This is a genomic window from Sphaerochaeta sp. UBA5849 (assembly GCA_002432715.1).
GTDB lineage: Bacteria > Spirochaetota > Spirochaetia > Sphaerochaetales > Sphaerochaetaceae > Sphaerochaeta.
Genome location: DJGJ01000059.1, coordinates 34,065 through 51,437 on the forward strand (window position 1 = coordinate 34,065; position 17,373 = coordinate 51,437).

Annotated in this window: 23 protein-coding genes; 22 read left to right on the forward strand and 1 reads right to left on the reverse strand. The window is 51.7% G+C overall.

Annotation, left to right across the window (positions count from 1 at the left end; genetic code table 11):
- The first annotated feature begins 5 nt into the window (after positions 1-5).
- The 17 genes from B3K89_RS10270 (at position 6) to B3K89_RS10350 (ending at position 10,449) form a co-directional block, all read left to right on the forward strand.
- Complete coding sequence (locus tag B3K89_RS10270) at positions 6-191, forward strand: type Z 30S ribosomal protein S14 (protein WP_293896038.1); 186 nt, start codon at positions 6-8, stop codon at positions 189-191.
- A gap of 9 nt (positions 192-200) precedes the next feature.
- Complete coding sequence (gene rpsH / locus B3K89_RS10275; RefSeq protein WP_244772288.1) at positions 201-599, forward strand: 30S ribosomal protein S8; 399 nt, start codon at positions 201-203, stop codon at positions 597-599.
- Positions 600-610: 11 nt separating this feature from the next.
- Positions 611-1,156 (forward strand): 50S ribosomal protein L6, encoded by a 546-nt coding sequence (gene rplF / locus B3K89_RS10280; RefSeq protein WP_293896041.1) that lies wholly within the window; start codon positions 611-613, stop codon positions 1,154-1,156.
- 16 nt (positions 1,157-1,172) lie between these two features.
- The gene (gene rplR, locus B3K89_RS10285) at positions 1,173-1,532 is read left to right on the forward strand and encodes a 50S ribosomal protein L18 (protein ID WP_293896043.1); all 360 of its coding nucleotides are present in this window, start codon (positions 1,173-1,175) and stop codon (positions 1,530-1,532) included.
- Between the two features lie 9 nt (positions 1,533-1,541).
- Entirely contained in the window at positions 1,542-2,054 is a 513-nt protein-coding gene (gene rpsE / locus B3K89_RS10290; RefSeq protein ID WP_293896046.1) for a 30S ribosomal protein S5, read from the forward strand.
- Positions 2,055-2,058: 4 nt separating this feature from the next.
- Complete coding sequence (gene rpmD / locus B3K89_RS10295; RefSeq protein ID WP_293896049.1) at positions 2,059-2,247, forward strand: 50S ribosomal protein L30; 189 nt, start codon at positions 2,059-2,061, stop codon at positions 2,245-2,247.
- A gap of 1 nt (position 2,248) precedes the next feature.
- Complete coding sequence (rplO, locus tag B3K89_RS10300; protein ID WP_293896052.1) at positions 2,249-2,680, forward strand: 50S ribosomal protein L15; 432 nt, start codon at positions 2,249-2,251, stop codon at positions 2,678-2,680.
- Positions 2,681-2,694: 14 nt separating this feature from the next.
- Positions 2,695-4,011 carry a preprotein translocase subunit SecY gene (secY, locus tag B3K89_RS10305; RefSeq protein ID WP_293896055.1) on the forward strand — a complete coding sequence of 439 codons (1,317 nt, stop codon included), beginning with the start codon at positions 2,695-2,697 and terminating at the stop codon, positions 4,009-4,011.
- A 15-nt stretch (positions 4,012-4,026) separates the two neighbouring features.
- Positions 4,027-4,140, forward strand: a complete 114-nt coding sequence (gene rpmJ, locus B3K89_RS10310) for a 50S ribosomal protein L36 (protein WP_013608481.1) — start codon at positions 4,027-4,029, stop codon at positions 4,138-4,140.
- A gap of 53 nt (positions 4,141-4,193) precedes the next feature.
- Complete coding sequence (gene rpsM, locus B3K89_RS10315) at positions 4,194-4,559, forward strand: 30S ribosomal protein S13 (protein WP_293896059.1); 366 nt, start codon at positions 4,194-4,196, stop codon at positions 4,557-4,559.
- Between the two features lie 14 nt (positions 4,560-4,573).
- Positions 4,574-4,951: a 30S ribosomal protein S11 gene (gene rpsK / locus B3K89_RS10320; protein WP_013608479.1), complete on the forward strand. Its 378-nt coding sequence runs from the start codon at positions 4,574-4,576 to the stop codon at positions 4,949-4,951.
- A gap of 18 nt (positions 4,952-4,969) precedes the next feature.
- Complete coding sequence (gene rpsD, locus B3K89_RS10325) at positions 4,970-5,611, forward strand: 30S ribosomal protein S4 (protein ID WP_293896062.1); 642 nt, start codon at positions 4,970-4,972, stop codon at positions 5,609-5,611.
- A gap of 9 nt (positions 5,612-5,620) precedes the next feature.
- Positions 5,621-6,673: a DNA-directed RNA polymerase subunit alpha gene (locus B3K89_RS10330; protein ID WP_293896065.1), complete on the forward strand. Its 1,053-nt coding sequence runs from the start codon at positions 5,621-5,623 to the stop codon at positions 6,671-6,673.
- Positions 6,663-7,121 carry a 50S ribosomal protein L17 gene (gene rplQ, locus B3K89_RS10335; protein WP_293896068.1) on the forward strand — a complete coding sequence of 153 codons (459 nt, stop codon included), beginning with the start codon at positions 6,663-6,665 and terminating at the stop codon, positions 7,119-7,121. Before B3K89_RS10330 ends, rplQ begins: the two co-directional genes overlap by 11 nt.
- A 211-nt stretch (positions 7,122-7,332) precedes the next feature.
- On the forward strand, positions 7,333-8,865 hold the full coding sequence (rny, locus tag B3K89_RS10340) for a ribonuclease Y (protein ID WP_293896071.1): 1,533 nt from the start codon (positions 7,333-7,335) through the stop codon (positions 8,863-8,865).
- 7 nt (positions 8,866-8,872) lie between these two features.
- On the forward strand, positions 8,873-9,673 hold the full coding sequence (locus tag B3K89_RS10345) for a TIGR00282 family metallophosphoesterase (RefSeq protein WP_293896074.1): 801 nt from the start codon (positions 8,873-8,875) through the stop codon (positions 9,671-9,673).
- Complete coding sequence (locus B3K89_RS10350) at positions 9,673-10,449, forward strand: TlyA family RNA methyltransferase (RefSeq protein ID WP_293896076.1); 777 nt, start codon at positions 9,673-9,675, stop codon at positions 10,447-10,449. The genes B3K89_RS10345 and B3K89_RS10350 overlap by 1 nt, the downstream gene beginning before the upstream one ends.
- On the opposite strand, the gene B3K89_RS10355 is transcribed toward B3K89_RS10350, so the two are convergent.
- A complete protein-coding gene (locus B3K89_RS10355) occupies positions 10,442-10,972 on the reverse strand; it encodes a GerMN domain-containing protein (RefSeq protein WP_293896078.1) in 531 nt (176 codons plus the stop codon). The two genes, B3K89_RS10350 and B3K89_RS10355, sit on opposite strands and share 8 nt — an antisense overlap.
- 76 nt (positions 10,973-11,048) lie before the next feature.
- Here B3K89_RS10355 and ptsP point away from each other — a divergent pair, with 76 nt between their 5' ends.
- The 5 genes from ptsP to grpE all read left to right on the forward strand — a co-directional run bounded on the left by ptsP (position 11,049) and on the right by grpE (position 17,365).
- Positions 11,049-12,782, forward strand: a complete 1,734-nt coding sequence (gene ptsP / locus B3K89_RS10360) for a phosphoenolpyruvate--protein phosphotransferase (protein WP_293896080.1) — start codon at positions 11,049-11,051, stop codon at positions 12,780-12,782.
- The gene (gene der, locus B3K89_RS10365) at positions 12,751-14,295 is read left to right on the forward strand and encodes a ribosome biogenesis GTPase Der (protein WP_345907371.1); all 1,545 of its coding nucleotides are present in this window, start codon (positions 12,751-12,753) and stop codon (positions 14,293-14,295) included. Before ptsP ends, der begins: the two co-directional genes overlap by 32 nt.
- A gap of 2 nt (positions 14,296-14,297) precedes the next feature.
- Complete coding sequence (locus B3K89_RS10370) at positions 14,298-15,005, forward strand: HAD family hydrolase (RefSeq protein ID WP_293896084.1); 708 nt, start codon at positions 14,298-14,300, stop codon at positions 15,003-15,005.
- A 17-nt stretch (positions 15,006-15,022) separates the two neighbouring features.
- On the forward strand, positions 15,023-16,561 hold the full coding sequence (locus tag B3K89_RS10375) for a SpiroCoCo family coiled-coil protein (RefSeq protein ID WP_293896086.1): 1,539 nt from the start codon (positions 15,023-15,025) through the stop codon (positions 16,559-16,561).
- Positions 16,562-16,732: 171 nt separating this feature from the next.
- Entirely contained in the window at positions 16,733-17,365 is a 633-nt protein-coding gene (gene grpE, locus B3K89_RS10380; protein WP_293896089.1) for a nucleotide exchange factor GrpE, read from the forward strand.
- Positions 17,366-17,373 lie beyond the last annotated feature (8 nt).

The following is a 17,373-nucleotide window of genomic DNA, read 5'->3' on the forward strand; positions in this document are numbered from 1 at the left end:
GACATATGGCAAAGAAATCAATGATCGTAAAGGCCAATAGGGAACCCAAGTTCAGTACCAGACACGTCAACCGCTGTAAAGTGTGCGGCAGACCCCGTGGCTATATGCGCCAGTTCGATATGTGCAGGATCTGCTTCCGCAAATTGGCAAGTGAAGGCCAGATTCCTGGTGTTACCAAATCCAGTTGGTAGGAGAGAAAAATGGCTGTAAGTGATCCAGTTGCTGATATGCTGACCAAAATCAGAAATGCTAGTTTGGCTAAGCATGAAAAAGTAGATATCTCCACTTCAAAGATGAAGCTTCAGATCGTGAAGATTCTCAAGAATGAGGGATTTATCAAGAACTTCAAGAAGGTGACGAAGGATGGTATTTCGTACATCCGCGTTTTCTTGAAATATGACGAGACTCAGGGGCCTGTGTTGCACGGGATTGAACGCATTTCCACTCCTGGACGCCGGATTTATACCGGATACAGGGATATGCCCCGTGTGTACAACGGACATGGTGTTGTTGTAGTATCCACTTCTGCTGGTATCATTACCGGTAAGAAGGCGACTGAGAACAAGGTCGGTGGTGAGCTGATCTGCTCTATTTGGTAAGGTGGTATAACATGTCCAGAATTGGAAAATTGCCGATCACAGTACCTCAAGGGGTGAAGATTGCCGTCACCGATGGTGTTGTTCATGTCGAAGGTCCGAAGGGAAAGCTTACTTGCCCTACCCGTTCTGAAGTGGTAGTCACCATCAAGGGTACCGAGGTCAAGGTTGCTCCCAGGGATGAGTCCAAGGAAGCCAATGCTTTCCAAGGTCTCTATCGCCAGTTGATCAACAACATGGTCGAGGGCGTCTCCAAAGGATTCTCCCGCACCCTGCTGATCAATGGTGTCGGTTATCGTGCCGACCTGAAAGGGAATCTGCTGACGCTGAACCTCGGCTTCTCCGAATTGTTTGAAGTTGTAATTCCCCAGGGAATCACTGCTACTGTTGAGAACCCCAACAAGGTTGTCTTCAGCGGCATTGACAAGCAGCTTGTCGGACAGACTTGTGCCGAGATTCGCTCCCTCCGCGGACCTGAGCCGTATAAGGGCAAGGGTATTCGGTACGATAACGAGGTCATCCGTCGCAAGGCTGGTAAGACCGCTTCGGCAAAGAAATAGTGGGTAGGTAAGAAAGATGAATAGAGTAATCGACAAGAGGAAGAAGCTTGCTCGCCGCAAGCATCATATTCGCAAGAACATCTCCGGTACTGCCAGCAAGCCAAGGATGAGCGTATTCCGCAGCAACTCCCACATGTATGTTCAGGTCATCGACGATGTGGCCGGGTGCACCCTTGTGTCCGCCAGCTCCATGGAAGGTGAATTGAAGGGCTTGAAGAACAATGTTGCCGATGCAGCCAAGCTTGGAGAGGCCGTCGGGAAGAAAATGCTCGAGAAGAACATCGATACCTGTGTGTTCGATCGTAACGGCTATCTGTTCCACGGCATTGTCAAGAGCATCGCTGACGGCGCACGTAAAGCCGGCGTCAAGTTCTAGGGGGAAACTGTGGAAAGATCCAGAGAAAGAGATAACAATAAGAACGACGGGTATGTCGAGAAGCTGATCAAGCTCAACCGTGTTGCCAAGGTTGTCAAGGGTGGTAGAAGGTTCTCCTTCTCGGCCCTGGTGGTCGTAGGCGACCAGAACGGTAAGGTTGGATACGGATTTGGCAAGGCCAACGACGTAACCGAAGCTATTCGCAAGGCCGTCGATCGTGCAAAGGTCAATATGATTGTCGTTCCGGTGAAGAAGTCTTCAATTCCTCACGAGATCGTCGGCAATTACAAGAGTGCCAGTGTGCTTCTCAAGCCCGCAGTACCCGGAACCGGTGTTATCGCCGGCGGTGCTGTGCGCGCCATTTGCGATGCATGCGGTATCAATGATATCCTGAGCAAGAGCCTTGGCTCCAAGAACTCCATCAATACGGTAAAGGCTGCATTCGATGCACTGGAGCACCTGTTTGATGCAAAGGTTGTTGCGAAGAATCGGGGCAAGTCCCTGAGCGAGATGTGGGGGTAAGATGATGGCTGAAGCAAAGAAGATCAAGGTCACCCTGGTCAAAGGCCTCGCCGGCTGCCTGCCTAATCAGCGCAGGACTGTCAAGGCTCTGGGACTCGGCAAGATTTCCAGCTCGGTTGTACATGACGCCACCCCTGCAAACCTTGGGATGGTCCGTGTAGTAGCTCACCTTGTGAAAGTCGAGGAGATGTAAGATGGGACAGATCAAAGCACCCAAGGGTGCCAATATGAAAAAGACTATCGTTGGTCGAGGCGCTTCCTCGAAGGGCCGCTCCAGCGGTAGGGGTCACGATGGACAGAAATCCCGTTCCGGCGGTGGTGTCCGTCTTGGCTTCGAGGGCGGTCAGATGCCTCTGTACCGCCGTGTCGCTCGCAGGGGTTTCTCGAACAGCGTATTCAAGCAGGAGTATGAGGTCGTATCCCTCGATGTGATTTCCGCCAACTTTGAAGATGGAGATGTAGTTACCCTCGACGCCCTTAAGGACGCTGGGTTGGTCAAGGGTTTCAATGCACAGGCAAAAATCCTGAGCAATGGGGAACTGACCAAGAAGGTAGTTATTGACGGACTGAAGGTTTCCGCAAGCGCAATCGAAAAGATTAAGGCTGCGGGCGGCGAAATCAGATAACAAAGAAGGGCTTTATGGCAAACTCCTTAGTTGAGATGTATAGAATCAAGGATCTTCGGAAGAAGATATTCATTACCCTGGGCCTGCTGATCGTCAGCAGGATCGGGGCCGTGATTCCAATTCCGGGAATTGATCCGGAGGTTCTGAAACTGTTTTTTCTTTCACAGAGCTCAAGTTCCAATATCGGTCTGACTGAGTATTTGAACTTCTTCTCCGGCGGAGCATTTTCCAACTTCTCTCTCTTTATGCTTGGTGTCATGCCGTATATCAGCACGCAGATTATTGTGCAGCTGCTGATGTTGGTCATCCCATCCTTGAAGAAGCTGGCTCAAGATCCGTCAGGCCACAAGAAAATTCAGCAGTACACCAGATATGGTACGATTGTTGTTTGTCTGATTCAGTCGTATGTAGTAACCATCTACGCCAATTCCATTCCCGGCGTGATGACTATGGGCGTCCTTCCGTTCACGTTGGTGGCAATGCTGACTGTGACCACCGGATCGATGCTCTTGATTTGGATCGGTAACAAGATCACCCAGTGGGGTATCGGAAACGGTATCAGCTTGTTGATCTTCGCCGGTATCGTGGCAAGATTCCCCGAGGCCATGTCGGTCTTGTTCAGAAGCATCTCCGCGGGTGTGCTGAATCCGATTGTTGTCTTGGTGGTTTTTGTGATGTTCTTGGTGGTTGTCGCTCTCGTCGTGTACGAGGAGCAAGGCGTCCGCAAGATTCCCGTGAACTACGCAAAGCGTGTGGTAGGCCGGAAGATGTACGGTGCACAAAGTACGTACATCCCCATCAAGGTCAACCCCTCGGGCGTTATTCCGGTAATTTTCGCAAGCGCATTGCTCTCTTTCCCGTTGCAGATCGCTACTACCTTGGGCCCGGAAGTAAGGTGGCTTGCCGCCTTTGCCAATTGGCTGAATCCGCAGGGTGCCCCTTATCTGATTATCTACGCCCTGTTGATCATAGCGTTTGCTTTCTTCTATACGCAGGTGTCTATGAACCCGGTAGAGATGGCCAAGCAGATTCGCGAGAATGGTGGCTCGGTTCCCGGTGTACGGTCCGAGAAATTGGAAGAGTACCTGACAAGGGTTCTCAACCGCATCGTTCTTCCCGGCTCCATTTTCTTGGCTTTCATCGCCTTGATTCCCACGCTGGTACAGAAGTTCTTCAACTTCCCCTCGACGGTGGCCATGCTCTTCGGTGGAACGTCATTGCTGATTCTTGTCGGCGTTGACCTGGATACCATGCGCCAGATTGAGGGTGTCATGAAAATGCACCACTACGATGGGTTCAATGTGGGTGGCAGGAAGTCAAAACATATTTAGGCTAGGAGCTAGAACATGAAAGTAAGAGCAAGTGTCAAACCGATTTGTGACAAGTGCAAAGTAGTCAGACGGAATGGGGTGGTCCGCATTATTTGTGACAATCCCAAGCACAAGCAGAGACAGAGATAACAGGGTTCGGCGCAAGCCTTCCTACTCTATAAGAGAAATTCAGGAGGCCATGAATGGCGAGAATTGCAGGTGTAGATTTGCCGAACAAGGCAGTGAAAATCGCCTTGACCTATATCTACGGGATCGGTAGGTTTTCGGCGGTTGAAATTTGTAAGAAAACAAATATTAATCCCGATACCAACATCAACACCCTTTCCAGCGAGGATCTTGCAGTACTTCGTAAGGTAATCGAGGAAGAGTACAAGGTTGAGGGACGTCTGAGAACAGAGGTCGCTCTGAATATCAAACGCCTTATGGACATTGGCTGCTACCGTGGCCTTCGTCATCGTAAGGGTCTTCCGGTACATGGACAGAGGACTAAGACCAATGCCCGTACTCGCAAGGGTAAGAAGAAGACCGTTGCGGCTAAGAAGAAATAAGGAGCAGGTACCATATGGCTACAGCAAAGCGTAAAGTCAAGAAGACGGTATATGAAGGGAACGTCTATATTCAGGCGACCTTCAACAATACCATTGTTACCGTAACCGACCTCAACGGGAATGCGGTATCTTGGGCAAGTGCCGGCGGACTTGGGTTCCGCGGTGCCAAGAAGTCCACCCCCTATGCAGCACAGACCACTGCCGAGAAGGCAGCCAAGGCTGCTATGGACAGCGGACTGCAGGAAGTGAACGTATTTGTGAAGGGACCAGGCGTTGGCCGTGAGAGCGCCATCAGAACGTTGGGTGTGCTTGGACTGAAGGTCCGATCCATCCGTGACGTCACCCCCATCCCCCACAATGGATGCAGACCTCGCAAGAGTAGAAGAGTCTGATGAGGAGATAGCAGATACATGGCAAGATATACTGGACCTAAGTGCAGATATTGCAGGGCTGAGAGGACCAAGTTGTTCCTCAAGGGAGAGCGTTGCCACAGCGGCAAGTGCCCGATGAACGATGTAAAGTCCACCGGCCTTCCGGGCAAGGATCCCCGCGCACGTTCCAAGAAGCCGACCGATTACGGCTTGCAGCTGCGCGAAAAGCAGAAACTGAAGAGAACCTATTGCATGCTCGAGAAGCAGTTCAAGCTGACATTCGACGAAGCAGCAAGAATTCCCGGTAAGACTGGTGAGAATTTGATCATGCTTTTGGAGCAGAGGCTCGACAATGTGGTGTTCCGCCTCCACTTTGCAGCCAGCCGCAACCAGGCAGCTCAATTCGTCAACCATGGTCACATTTTCGTGAATGGAAAGCGTGTAAGCATTCCTTCCTACCGCCTGCGCCCCGGTGACGTAGTCAGCGTTGGTGCCAAGGGTCAGAAGATGCTTATGATTAAAGAAAACCTCAAGGAATACACCAAGTCCGGTGTCTGCCAGTGGCTGAGCCTGGACGTGGATGCGATGAAGGGTACCTTCATAGCTGTTCCGAGGAGAAGTGAAGTCACCGAGCTCGAGAAGATCAACGAACAGTTGGTTGTCGAGTTGTATTCCAGATAAGGAGTAACCATGGCACGCAAAAACCTTCTGAAGGGCTTCAAGAAGCCCAAGGGGATAACCTTCGAACACAGCGCAGTTGAGCCGAACTATGGAAAATTCATTGCCTATCCGTTTGAGAGAGGTTTTGGAACCACGATCGGAAACACGCTCAGGAGGGTGCTCCTCTCATCTATCCAGGGGTATGCCGTCACTGCCGTCAAGTTCACCAGCTTCAATGAGGATGGTGTTCCCCACCTGATTTCCAGCGAGTATGAGCAGCTTCCAGGGGTCCGCGAGGATATCGCCGACATTATTGCTGCACTGAAGAAACTTCAGATCAGGATGCCCGAGGATTCGGAGGGAACCAACCTCCTCATCGAGTGCAAGGGGCCCGGCATTGTAACCGGCGCAAACTTCGAGCGTGACCAGGTTGAGATCACCAACAAGGATTTGGTTCTTTTCACGATGATGGATGATGCCAACATCGAGATGGAGGTCCAGATTGACCTTGGTAGGGGCTATGTCCCGTCTGAAATCAACGAGAAGTATGTGGAAGAGATCGGGACCATTCCCATCGACGCCACATTCTCACCGGTTACCCGCGTCAAGTATTCGATTGAACCCACCCGTGTCGGCTATCGCAGCGATTACGACAAGCTTACACTGGAAATCTACACCGATGGTACGATTGCACCGCAGAATGCTCTTGCTGAAGCTGCGAAGATTGCGAAGGAGTACTTCCAGATCTTCATCAACTTCGACGAGACTCTGATCAGCAACAATGATGAGGTCAACGAAGAGGAAGAGAGGGTCCGCAAGATTCTCACTACCTCGGTTGAGGAGCTCGAACTCACCGTTCGCTCCAGCAACTGCCTGAAGAATGCCAACATCCGTACAATCGGCGATCTCACCAAGAAGACTGAGGAAGAGATTGCAAAGACGAGGAACTTCGGCAAGAAGAGCCTCCAGGAGATCAAGGAAAAGCTGAAAGAATGGAATCTCAGTCTCGGGATGACGGACTACAGTATTCTGAAGACAGCAATCAAAGTACCTGGGAACAAGGAAGAAGAGAATGAAGCATAGGATTGGATTCAATGCGCTTAGTAGGAACTCTGCTCACCGCAAGGCCCTCAAGCGCAACATGGTGACCTCCCTGTTCAGATATGAACGGATTGAGACCACCAAGGCAAAGGCTCTGGAAGTTCGCAGAATGGCAGAGAAGATGATTACCCGCGCCAAGATTGACAGTGTTGCAAATCGCCGTCTGATCGCCCGGGACATCACCGACGAAGCTGTTGCTGTAAAGCTTTTTACAGAGATCGCTCCCTTGTTTGTCGAGCGGAAGGGCGGGTATACCCGCATCCTGAAGACCGGCAACCGCCTCGGTGACGCTGCCGAGATGGTAATCCTCGAGCTGGTTGAGAAGACCGCAAAGCCCGAGAAGAAGGCCGAGAAGAAAGCTGAAAAGGCTGCCAAGAAGGCCGATAAACCAGCCAAGAAGGCTGAGAAGAGCGACAAAGAGGAAAACTAAGCCCCCGAAGTGCCTCTTCAATGAATCAGGAACCCGTTTGGGTGAAGCCGCTGTTGTTGTGACGGCGGTTTTTTATTTGTTCCGTAAGGCTGTACAATTCTCCGTAATTAACTGAATAATCTGTACTTACAGACATAATAGTGGTACTTTCGAGCCTTGACAATTCGGACAAGCGTACGTATCATTGTACCATTACAATAGGGGGTAGTATATGGAACGTATACTTATCATCCTCCTTAGTTGTCTTATTGGTATCATCTTAGGTTGGTTGAGCCGTTGGCTGTATGCGAAATTTAAGCTTACCTCGGTCGAACAGAGAGCGATCAGGCTGAACGAGGAAGCGATAAAGGAAGCGGAAGCGAAGAGCAAAGAGCTCTTGCTTGAGACTCGGGATCAGTTGTTGAAAGAACAACAACAGCAGGAACGAGAGGCTAGGGAAAGACGGAGTGAACTGCAGCGCGTCGAGAGACGAATTCTTCAGAAGGAAGAGAATCTTGAGCATAAGCAGGCTGAATTAGATGCTATCAAAAAGCAATTAGGAGACCGGGAAGCTGGACTTTCCCGGAAAGAACAAGAGGTTGCCGAAAAAGAAGGCAGCCTGATTATTGAACTTGAACGCATTGCTGGATTGTCCGCTGATGAGGCAAAGAACATCATCATGGAGACAATGTACAACGATGCGAGGAGAGATGCGCAGCTCATGATCAATAAGATTGAGCAGGAAGCGCAGCTTTCCGCTGACAAAAAGGCTCGTGATATCGTTGTGACCTCAATCCAGAGACTTGCCACGGAGGTCGTCAGTGATGTGACGGTCAGCTCGGTGAGTCTGCCCAGCGACGAAATGAAAGGCAGGATCATTGGTCGGGAAGGAAGAAACATCCGTACCCTTGAGACCCTTACCGGGGTGGATGTCATCATCGATGATACTCCTGAGGCTGTGGTCATTTCATGCTTCGACCCGGTTCGCAAAGAGATTGCAAGGGTTTCCCTTGAGCGCTTGGTCCAGGATGGGCGCATTCATCCGGCACGCATTGAGGAAGTGGTCAACAAGGTTACCAAGGAAATTGGAAGAATCATCGCCGATGAGGGTGAGAAGGTCATTTTCGATCTTGGCATCCACAACGTTGGTCCGGAAACCATCCGGGCTTTGGGGAGGTTGCACTTCAGGACCAGCTATGGTCAGAATGTGCTCAGCCATTCCAAGGAAGTCGCCATTCTTTCCGGCATGATCGCCAGTGAGATTGGTGCCAACAGTGAGCTTGCGATGCGCTCGGGCTTGTTGCATGATATCGGAAAGGGTATCGAGACCGAGAGTGATGCGAACCACGCTGAACTTGGTGCTGATATGGCAAAGCGCCTTGGTGAGGATCCAAGGGTTGTCAATGCAATCCTTGCCCATCACAACGATGCGGAACCTCAAACCATCGAGGCTGTCATTGTACAGATTGCCGATGCGATCAGTGCTGCACGCCCCGGCGCCCGTCGTGAAACGTTGGATAATTACATCAAGCGTCTCGAGTCTCTTGAGCAGATCGCCGAGAGCTTCACCGGAGTCGATAAGGCCTATGCCATCCAGGCCGGGCGAGAACTGAGGATTCTGGTGAACAACGATCAGGTCACTGATGATGGTGCCAAGGAGATTGCCAAGGGCATCGCCGGGCGCATCGAGGCTGAATTGAGATACCCGGGACGCATCAAGGTGACCATCATCCGAGAGATGAGGGTCGTCGAGTACGCTAGGTAGGTTGTTCGTGGCTGATGCAAAAACATGTGTCGCCCTGCTGCTTGGGGATGTCTGCGGACAGCCCGGAAGCAGGGCTCTTTTTATCGGATTGCACACCCTGGTGAAGGATTACCGTGCTGATGTGGTCGTAGTCAACGGTGAAAATGCCGCCAATGGCTTCGGCCTTTCGGCAGCGCTGATGGACCAGTTTTTTTCTCTGGGAATCAATGTAATAACCAGCGGGAACCATATCTGGCAGCAGGATGATCTCAGGGGTCTGCTCGACAGTGAGAAGCGCCTGCTCAGGCCTGCGAATTATCCCCCTCAGGCTCCTGGTCATGGTTCGGTGGTGGTGGATATCAAGAACTACAAGGTTGCTGTTCTGAATCTCCAGGGACGTCAGTCGATGCCCAGCATCGACTGTCCGTTCAGGGTGGGTGTCGACCAGGTACAGCGCCTGAAAAAGCAGACCCCCATCATTCTTGTTGATTTTCATGCAGAAAATTCCGAGGAGAAAGAAGCGATTGCCTTCCATTTGGACGGCAAGGTATCGGCAGTTGTGGGTACCCACACCCATGTTCAGACCGCCGATGAGAAAATTCTCCCTGGGAAAACCGCCTACATCACTGACTTGGGACTCTGCGGTCCGTCTGCAAGCGTCATCGGTTCAGATCCCGCCGTCTCGATAGCCAAGCAGCTGACGCAGATGCCTCTGCGTACCGAAGTTGCAAATACAGCACCTGTGTTGCAGGGGGTTTGCATCACCATCGATGCGGCAAGCGGTCAGGCAATCTCAATCGAGCGCTTCTCAAGGTTGTACGATATTTGATGAAAGTTCGGAAGGTTGCACTGCTGAAGGCCCTCGGCCGGCAGTTTGACGAGTATACCAAGGACCAGCTCACAGCCTTCATTGTCTGCCGCAATGTGCTGGTCGATGGTGTGCTCGCAACCGATCCTCGTCTTCTTGTCAATCCCGAATCCTCTTTCTCCTTCACCTTCGATGCCTATGTCTCCCGCGGCGGCTATAAGCTTGAGCATGCACTGGATCGGTTCGCTCTGGATGTGCAGGATCTAATCATGCTCGATGCGGGCGCTTCCACCGGAGGGTTTACCGACTGCCTGCTCAAGCGCGGAGCCAGGCTGGTCCATAGCGTCGATGTCGGGTACAACCAACTCGACTGGCGCTTGCGTACCAACGACCAGGTCATTGTGCATGAGAAACAGAACATCATGACCCTCGAGTCTTTGGATCCGGCATGCGATGCCGCCGTCTGCGATCTTTCGTTTCGATCCATTGCCGGGGCGGCAAGCCACATTCTTTCCTTGTGTAAAGATGGTTGGTTGGTGAGCTTGATCAAGCCCCAGTTCGAGGTTCCCAAGGGGATGACCAACTTCAACGGAGTGGTGCAGGACCGTACCATCCTGATACAGGTCATGCGAAAGGTGTATGACCTGCTTGCCGAGGATGGGGTTGGGATGCATCAATTGGCGATGAGCCCGATCACCGGGCATAAAGGGAATAGTGAATTTCTTGCCTTGTTGAAAATGGAGCCCGGCTTGAGCAAGGACCAGATGACTGAACAGGTGGAGAATCTGGTCAGCTAAGCGGTTTTCCTTCAACAAGAATCACTACATCCTTTACGCGGGGGAAGGCGAGACCGGTGCGTCGTATCTGCTGGCGTGCTGCTTCAAGATCGGGCGAGAGCAAATACTCCTTGGAGACGTCCACATACAAGATGCTTGAGGAGAGGGTGACCCCTCTGAGGGTTGTGTCTGGATGCAGGTAGCTGACCGCTCCAGTCTTGAGAACCTCAAGCGATGGTCCGGCGAGCAATGCTTCAAACGTATCGTGATAGGCACTTCCCCCCAGTCGTGGCTGTTGGACCGAAAACGTTTGGTATGTCAGGGGATACTGGACGAAAACCACCTCTACCTTGCGCAGGTTGGTTTGGGTTTGCTGATCTGCCGTACTGTTTTTCAACACCTCAAGTACACCGCTTTCCTCAATGGAGGTGCGCACACGTGGATATCCGAGAGCTGTGACTGCAACGGTGAAGAGCAGCCAGATGAGAAACAGCACTACAGGGCGGTGATTTTTTGGTTTTTCATCGAGGATTGGATCTTCCATCGTAACCATTCTAGCGAATCGACGGTTGTGTTTCCAGCTTTACATCAGTAGATAAAGTCCGTATAGTACATTACATATGAGGATATTCAAGGGCATAGCAGCCTCCGAAGGGTTGGCGAAGGGAAAGGCGTTGGTTCACCACCACGCTTCTTTGGCTGCAGAGAAGCAGCATATCCTGGCCGATGGGGTGCCTGGTGAATTGGCAAAGTTCCGCAGCGCCCTGCAGACTGCGAAACAAACACTGCAAGAGCATGACGCAAGCAATATTTCCAGAGAGTCGAAGGACATTCTGGAAACGCATCTGCTTATGCTCGAGGATCCCGAATATATTCAGCAGATTGAAGCCTATATCACCACCAATCTGGTGTGCGCCCAATGGGCCATCGATTCAGTTACCTCGAGCATGGTGGCGCTTCTTGAGCAGACGGATGACGACCTGCTTCGTGAGCGTGCTGTGGATTTCAAGGATGTATCGTTGTACTTGATCGATGCGATCAAGGGCAAGGGCCAGCGACGGATGGAACACCTGAGCGAGGATGTGATTCTTGTTGCCGACATCCTGATGCCCAGCGAGCTTTTTGCGATGGACAAGACGCACATCCTGGGCATCTGCCTCGATGGCGGTGGCAGGGCCAGCCATGTGGCAATCCTGGTTCGGGCTTTCAACATCCCCACCGTGCTTGCTGCCGGCGGGGCGTCGAAGACAGTCAACGACGGGGACGAAATCATCGTCGACGGCACCTATGGCGAGGCCTTCATCCGGCCAGACCATACGGTTTCACAGATGCTCGATGAGCGGTATGCTCTCTGGCAGCAGCACGAACTTGAGCTGCACCAGATGGCCGGCCTGTCCACCACCACGACCGACGGGCATGAGATCCTTTTGAAGACCAATATCCAGACTGCCAACGAGGTGGAAGCCGCCAAGGCCTGCGGTGCTTCAGGAATCGGGTTGTTTCGCTCCGAGTTCCTGTATATGGAATCCTTGGAGACTCCCTCGGAAGAGCGGCAGTTCCAGGTCTATAAACAGATCATCGAGGCTATGGCGCCCAAGCCGGTAACCATCCGTACCATCGATATCGGAGGGGACAAGGTGGTCAGCGGTTTGGGTATCGATGAGAAGAACCCCATCCTCGGTTGGAGGGCTGTCAGGTTCTGTCTCTCTCGCAAGGATATTTTTACCGTTCAACTCAGGGCGTTGCTCCGCGCCAGTGTCTACGGAAAATTGCAGATCATGTTCCCCATGATCAGCGGGGTGGAGGAGTTGAACGCTGTTTTACACCTCCTCGAGCATGTCAAGGGGGAGTGTCGAAGTGAACACATTCCCTTTGATCCCGATATCAAGGTGGGGACGATGATCGAGGTGCCTTCTGCAGCCTTGTGTGCAGATATTCTGGCCAAGAAGGTGGACTTCTTCTCTATTGGAACCAATGACCTGATCCAATACACCATCGCCGTCGATCGGGGAAATGAGAAGATCGCCTACCTGTATCAGCCATTCCACCCCGGGGTGCTCAGGTCGATCAGGATGATTATCGAAATGGCCCACCAAAACAACATACCGGTAAGCCTCTGCGGGGAGATGGCTTCCGATCCGTTCTGTTCCGTGCTGTTGGCAGGGATGGGACTGGATGAATTGAGTATGGGGTCCCAAAGCCTGCTTCAGGTTCGTAAAATTCTTCGTTCCGTCTCCTACGAGGAGGCAAAGAAACTTGCCGAACATGTGCTGAGCATGGACTCCTATCTAACCATTACCACCTATATAAGGGAGTGGATGCATGACCGATTCGATCATTTCACCACCATTTGAAACCGTTGATACCCAGGTAAAGATTCCTGTGGTATCCATCATAGGACGGCCCAATGTGGGCAAGTCCACCCTCTTTAATCGCCTCATTGGAAAACGACGAGCCATTACCGACCCCACGCCCGGGGTTACCCGCGATCCGATTCCCGAGCGTTGGCTGTTGGGGAACCACCCGGTCACCCTCATCGATTCCGGCGGAGTAAAAGTCGACCGGGACAGCATGGATGATTTGGTAGCACAAAAGAGCCTGGGTCTGCTCTCCATCAGCGATGCCATAATTTTTATGATGGACTGCACCGAAATAACCGCCGAGGATCGGGAGCTCTTGGAGTACCTGCGCCCCTACACCGACAAGATCGTCTTGGTGGTCAACAAGATAGACGACCCCAAACGGGAAGACCTGCTATGGGAATACTACGAGTATGGGTATCAGCGGATTTTGGGTGTTTCAGCCGCCCATGGTCTGGGTATCGAGGAGTTGGAGGAAACCCTGCTGGGCATGCTCGATTTGGTAAGCCTGGAAGAGGCTCCCGAGGAAGCCGAACGGGTGAAGATTGCGATTCTCGGTAAACCCAATACCGGCAAATCCACGTTGACCAACCTGTTGGTCGGCAAGGATATTTCAATCGTCAGTGACATTGCCGGTACCACCCGTGATGTGGTGATGGGAGCCTTCAACTACAAGGGAACCGACTTTACCGTACTCGATACCGCAGGCATCCGGCGCAAGAGCAAGGTTGAGGAGGATGTCGAGTATTACTCGGTCAACCGTGCCATCAAGACGATTGATGAAGCCGATGTTGTTTTGTTGATGATCGACAGCGTCGAAGGACTTTCCGATCAGGACAAGAAGATTGCCAATCTTATAGTACGCCGTGGAAAGGGAATCATTCTGGTATTGAACAAGATCGATCTGCTTGCAGGAATCGGCAATGAGTTGGAGGCGATCAAGGACCGAGTCAGATTCCTGTTCCCGATTCTCAATTTTGCACCGATTACTTCCATCAGCGCCTTGAAAGGCCAGGATATCGGGAAGCTGCTCGACATGGTCTGGATGGTGTGGAAGCAGCTGAACAAGCGCGTTGACACCGCCCGCCTCAATGAGGCGATCAAGGTCTGGAGCGAGGCTTATCAACCACCGCGCGGCGGCAGCGGCCACTATAAGGTGTATTATGGAACCCAAATCAGCGCCAATCCGGTGAAATTCCTGTTTTTTGTTAACCGTGTAAAGGAATTCCCGCAGATTTACATCCAATATCTAAAGAACAACATCAGAAAGGACCTTGGTTTTACCCTCATCCCCGTCGAGATTGATCTTCGTGAGCGGAGGCGAAATCCCTCACTGCATGAACGTGGGCCTAAGGCTCCAGCCAATCCTGCACCCCAGAAAGAGGTGAAGCGGAACACTGGAGGCAAGGCGGTAGCAAAACCGAAGGCTACCAAACCCGGCAACAAGGCTGCAGTAGACAAGGCCCGTAAGCGCAACGAGAAGCAGAGCGGCCGGAGGCGGGATTAAGAATGGGGTTCTTGGTAGACCAAGGCATCAGGGTACTGTGCCTCGATATTGATGGAACCATCTATCCCAAGCGGATGCTCAACAGCAGAATGCTTCGCTCTTCATTCCCTTCGCTTCGGTTGGCCATGGCCTTCAACTGGGCTCGTAAAGAGTATCGCCGGCTCCAGGATCAGGAGCCGGGCCTGAGGCCGAATCGTGAAGGCTTGTTGGACTTTCAGGCTCGTTTGGTTGCCGGTCGACTCGGCCGTCCTCTGGATGCGCACAGTCTGCAAAAAACTCGTGCCTCCATCGAGCGGCAGTTTTATCAGGCTTGGGAACGTTCATTTCGTTCGATCAAGGCTTATGATGGGATGCGCTCTGCACTCATTGAGGCGAAACGGCATGGTCTTGCCATTGCGGTTTTCAGTGATTTCCCTCTCGCCGGCAAACTGGAGACTTTGGGGATTGCTGACCTCGTGGACCATGCATACAGCTCTGAAGAAAGCGGTTATCTGAAACCGAGCAGCCGGGCATTCTCGTTTTTGCTTGAACGTTTGGCACTGCCTCCGACTCAGGTTCTTTTCATGGGAGACAGCTACTCCAAGGATTGTCAAGGTGCCAAGAAGGCAGGTATGTACTCCTGCCTGATTACCTCGAAGCACAAACCAGTCTACCCTGATGCCGATCTTGTAGTCTGCTCTTGGAAGGAGTTCGCTTCTCTGGTACTCTGAATGCATGGAGGTGCGGTATGGGACTTGAACTCTTGCTTCCTGTCATCCTGTTTCTGATCACGTTGGTTATTATCTACTTATTGCGGGTGGAGGATAAGCGTGACCGACGCTTGGATTTGATGAAGCAGAAGGTGAGTCTCTTCTCCCGGGAAGTGGAATCGGCCCGATCGCAGTTCAAGGATACCGCACAACAGGTGGAAGAGCGGGTCAATCATAAGATTGAAGCCTCCCAGCAGATGCTGATGAGGCTTGACAACCAACTTGCCGAGCTCGAGGTTCGCAGTGACGATCTTGCCAAGCTTCAGGGTGTACTCAACACATATCGCGACTCCCTGACCAAGCTTGGCTCAACCACGGCACAGGTTGAGGCGCGAATCGAGCAGGTCAAGGAAGAAGTGCCACGCATTGAAGCTGTGCAGGCGATCATTGACGGATTCGATGCAAGACTCGAGGCATTCAGGAATTCGTTGCAAGCCATCATAGAGGATGGTACAGATGCAATTTCCAATCAGCAGCTTCGAGTCAAGCAGTTGTTGGACAGCTCGTATGCAAAGCTCCAGGAGTATGAGAGTGAAGTACAAGAGGTGGAGCGAGCCAACCAAGCGAGAGTCGCATCCCATTCAGAGATGCTCAAGAGCCATGAGGCTGCTTCTCTGGCTGTCCTTTCCGGCCAACTTGCAAAAATCCGCCAGCTCGGAGATGAGAGTGATCAAATCATCGCTTCCAACGGACATGCATTGGAGCAGGCCCGCGAGCAGGCTTTCCAAGACCTGAACGAGCAGAAGAAACAGTACGAACAGCTTAAGACTGAAATCGAGGAAACCCTCGTTCAGCAGAAGCAGATAGTGCAACAATTGTTGGTAGAGGTTAATGCCCAAACACTACAGTCCTTGAAGGATTTCTCACAACAATGCAATGGTGAGATGGATGCCCTGTTAACCCATGCCATTACCAAGATGGACCAAGCTTTCCATACCATGGTCCATACTATCACGAGTTTTATCCAGGAGTTGCAGGAACGCGTACTGCAGGCCCAACAGATGAGTGAGAAGCTCAAGGAGCAGGAACACGTAAATCTGGAAACGTATGCCGCCCAGATTCAGCAACTGGTACAGCGAAATGACGACGTGCAGGAGAGACTGCGACGGGATGGCCGTAAGCAGGAAGAGCTTGCTCAAGTAATCGCACATCTCAAGGATGAGGCGACAACCCTGCATGCAGATCTCATCCGTTTGAATGGTGAGAAAGAGAATCTCATTGCATCGAATACCCAGGAAAGCAACACCGCTGCGGCTCTTACAGCGTCACTTGCTTCTCTTGCCCTGCAATTGACCCAAAAACAGGATGAGCTGCAAACGATCACAGAAACAATCCAGCAACAAGAGGCGCAGGCCCAAGCCCATCTTTCCAAACCTGAGATGGAAGAACCTGTTGAGATGGAGGAACCCTCTGAAGAAGAGGGCTCGGCCAAGGAAGAAAAAGCATGGGTTGAGTATGTTCCTGAGGGTGAAGAAGAAGAGATCTCTCTGGATGAGGAAGAGGACAAAAATACTTGACGCTTCCTCTTGTGTGTGAGTATGTTATCAGCATGCCCGAGGTCGGGCTACTCTCTATGATATGAATGGTTATGATTCTGAGCCCGGCACATGGGAAGTTTCTGTATGCCGGGTTTACAAATAGACATGTGCCAATACCCTGTTTTGGCGTATGGGAAATCGAGGGACGGAATGGAAAAGAAAAATAAGAAAAGCAAGGCTGATGCACAAGATGAAGTGAAAACTGCAACCGCTCAGGCTGTTGAAACCCAGCAGGAGGCTCCTGCTTCTTCGGAAGCAGCAGGACAGGAAAGTAATGTCCCGTCTGAACTTGAACAGAAGGAGTTGGAAATCGTGCAATTGAAAGAACAGCTTGCAGCATCTCAAAGTGAGGTTGCCTCCTTGAAGGAGCAAATGCTTCGCGACCGTGCAGATCTTGAGAATTATAGAAAACGTCTCATCCGTGACAAGGAAGAATCCATCAAGTTTGCCAACGAGAGCCTGATCCGCGACCTTTTGCAGCCGCTTGACGATTTCAACCGTGCGTTGGAAGCTGCTGAGTCCGCCAAGGATTATACCAAGGTGCATGACGGGGTGGTGATGGTAAACTCCCAGCTGTACTCTACATTGGAGAAGAACTGGGGTCTTCAGCGAATTGAAGCAGTCGGGAAGGAGTTCAATCCCGAAGAGCATGAAGCCTATATGGTGGTTGCCGACGATTCCTTGGAAACCGAAACGGTACTGGAAGAGTTCGCCGTTGGTTACAAACTTCATGGCAGAGTACTTCGGCCTTCAAAGGTAAAAGTAGGTAAGCCAAACGTTTGACGTTTAGC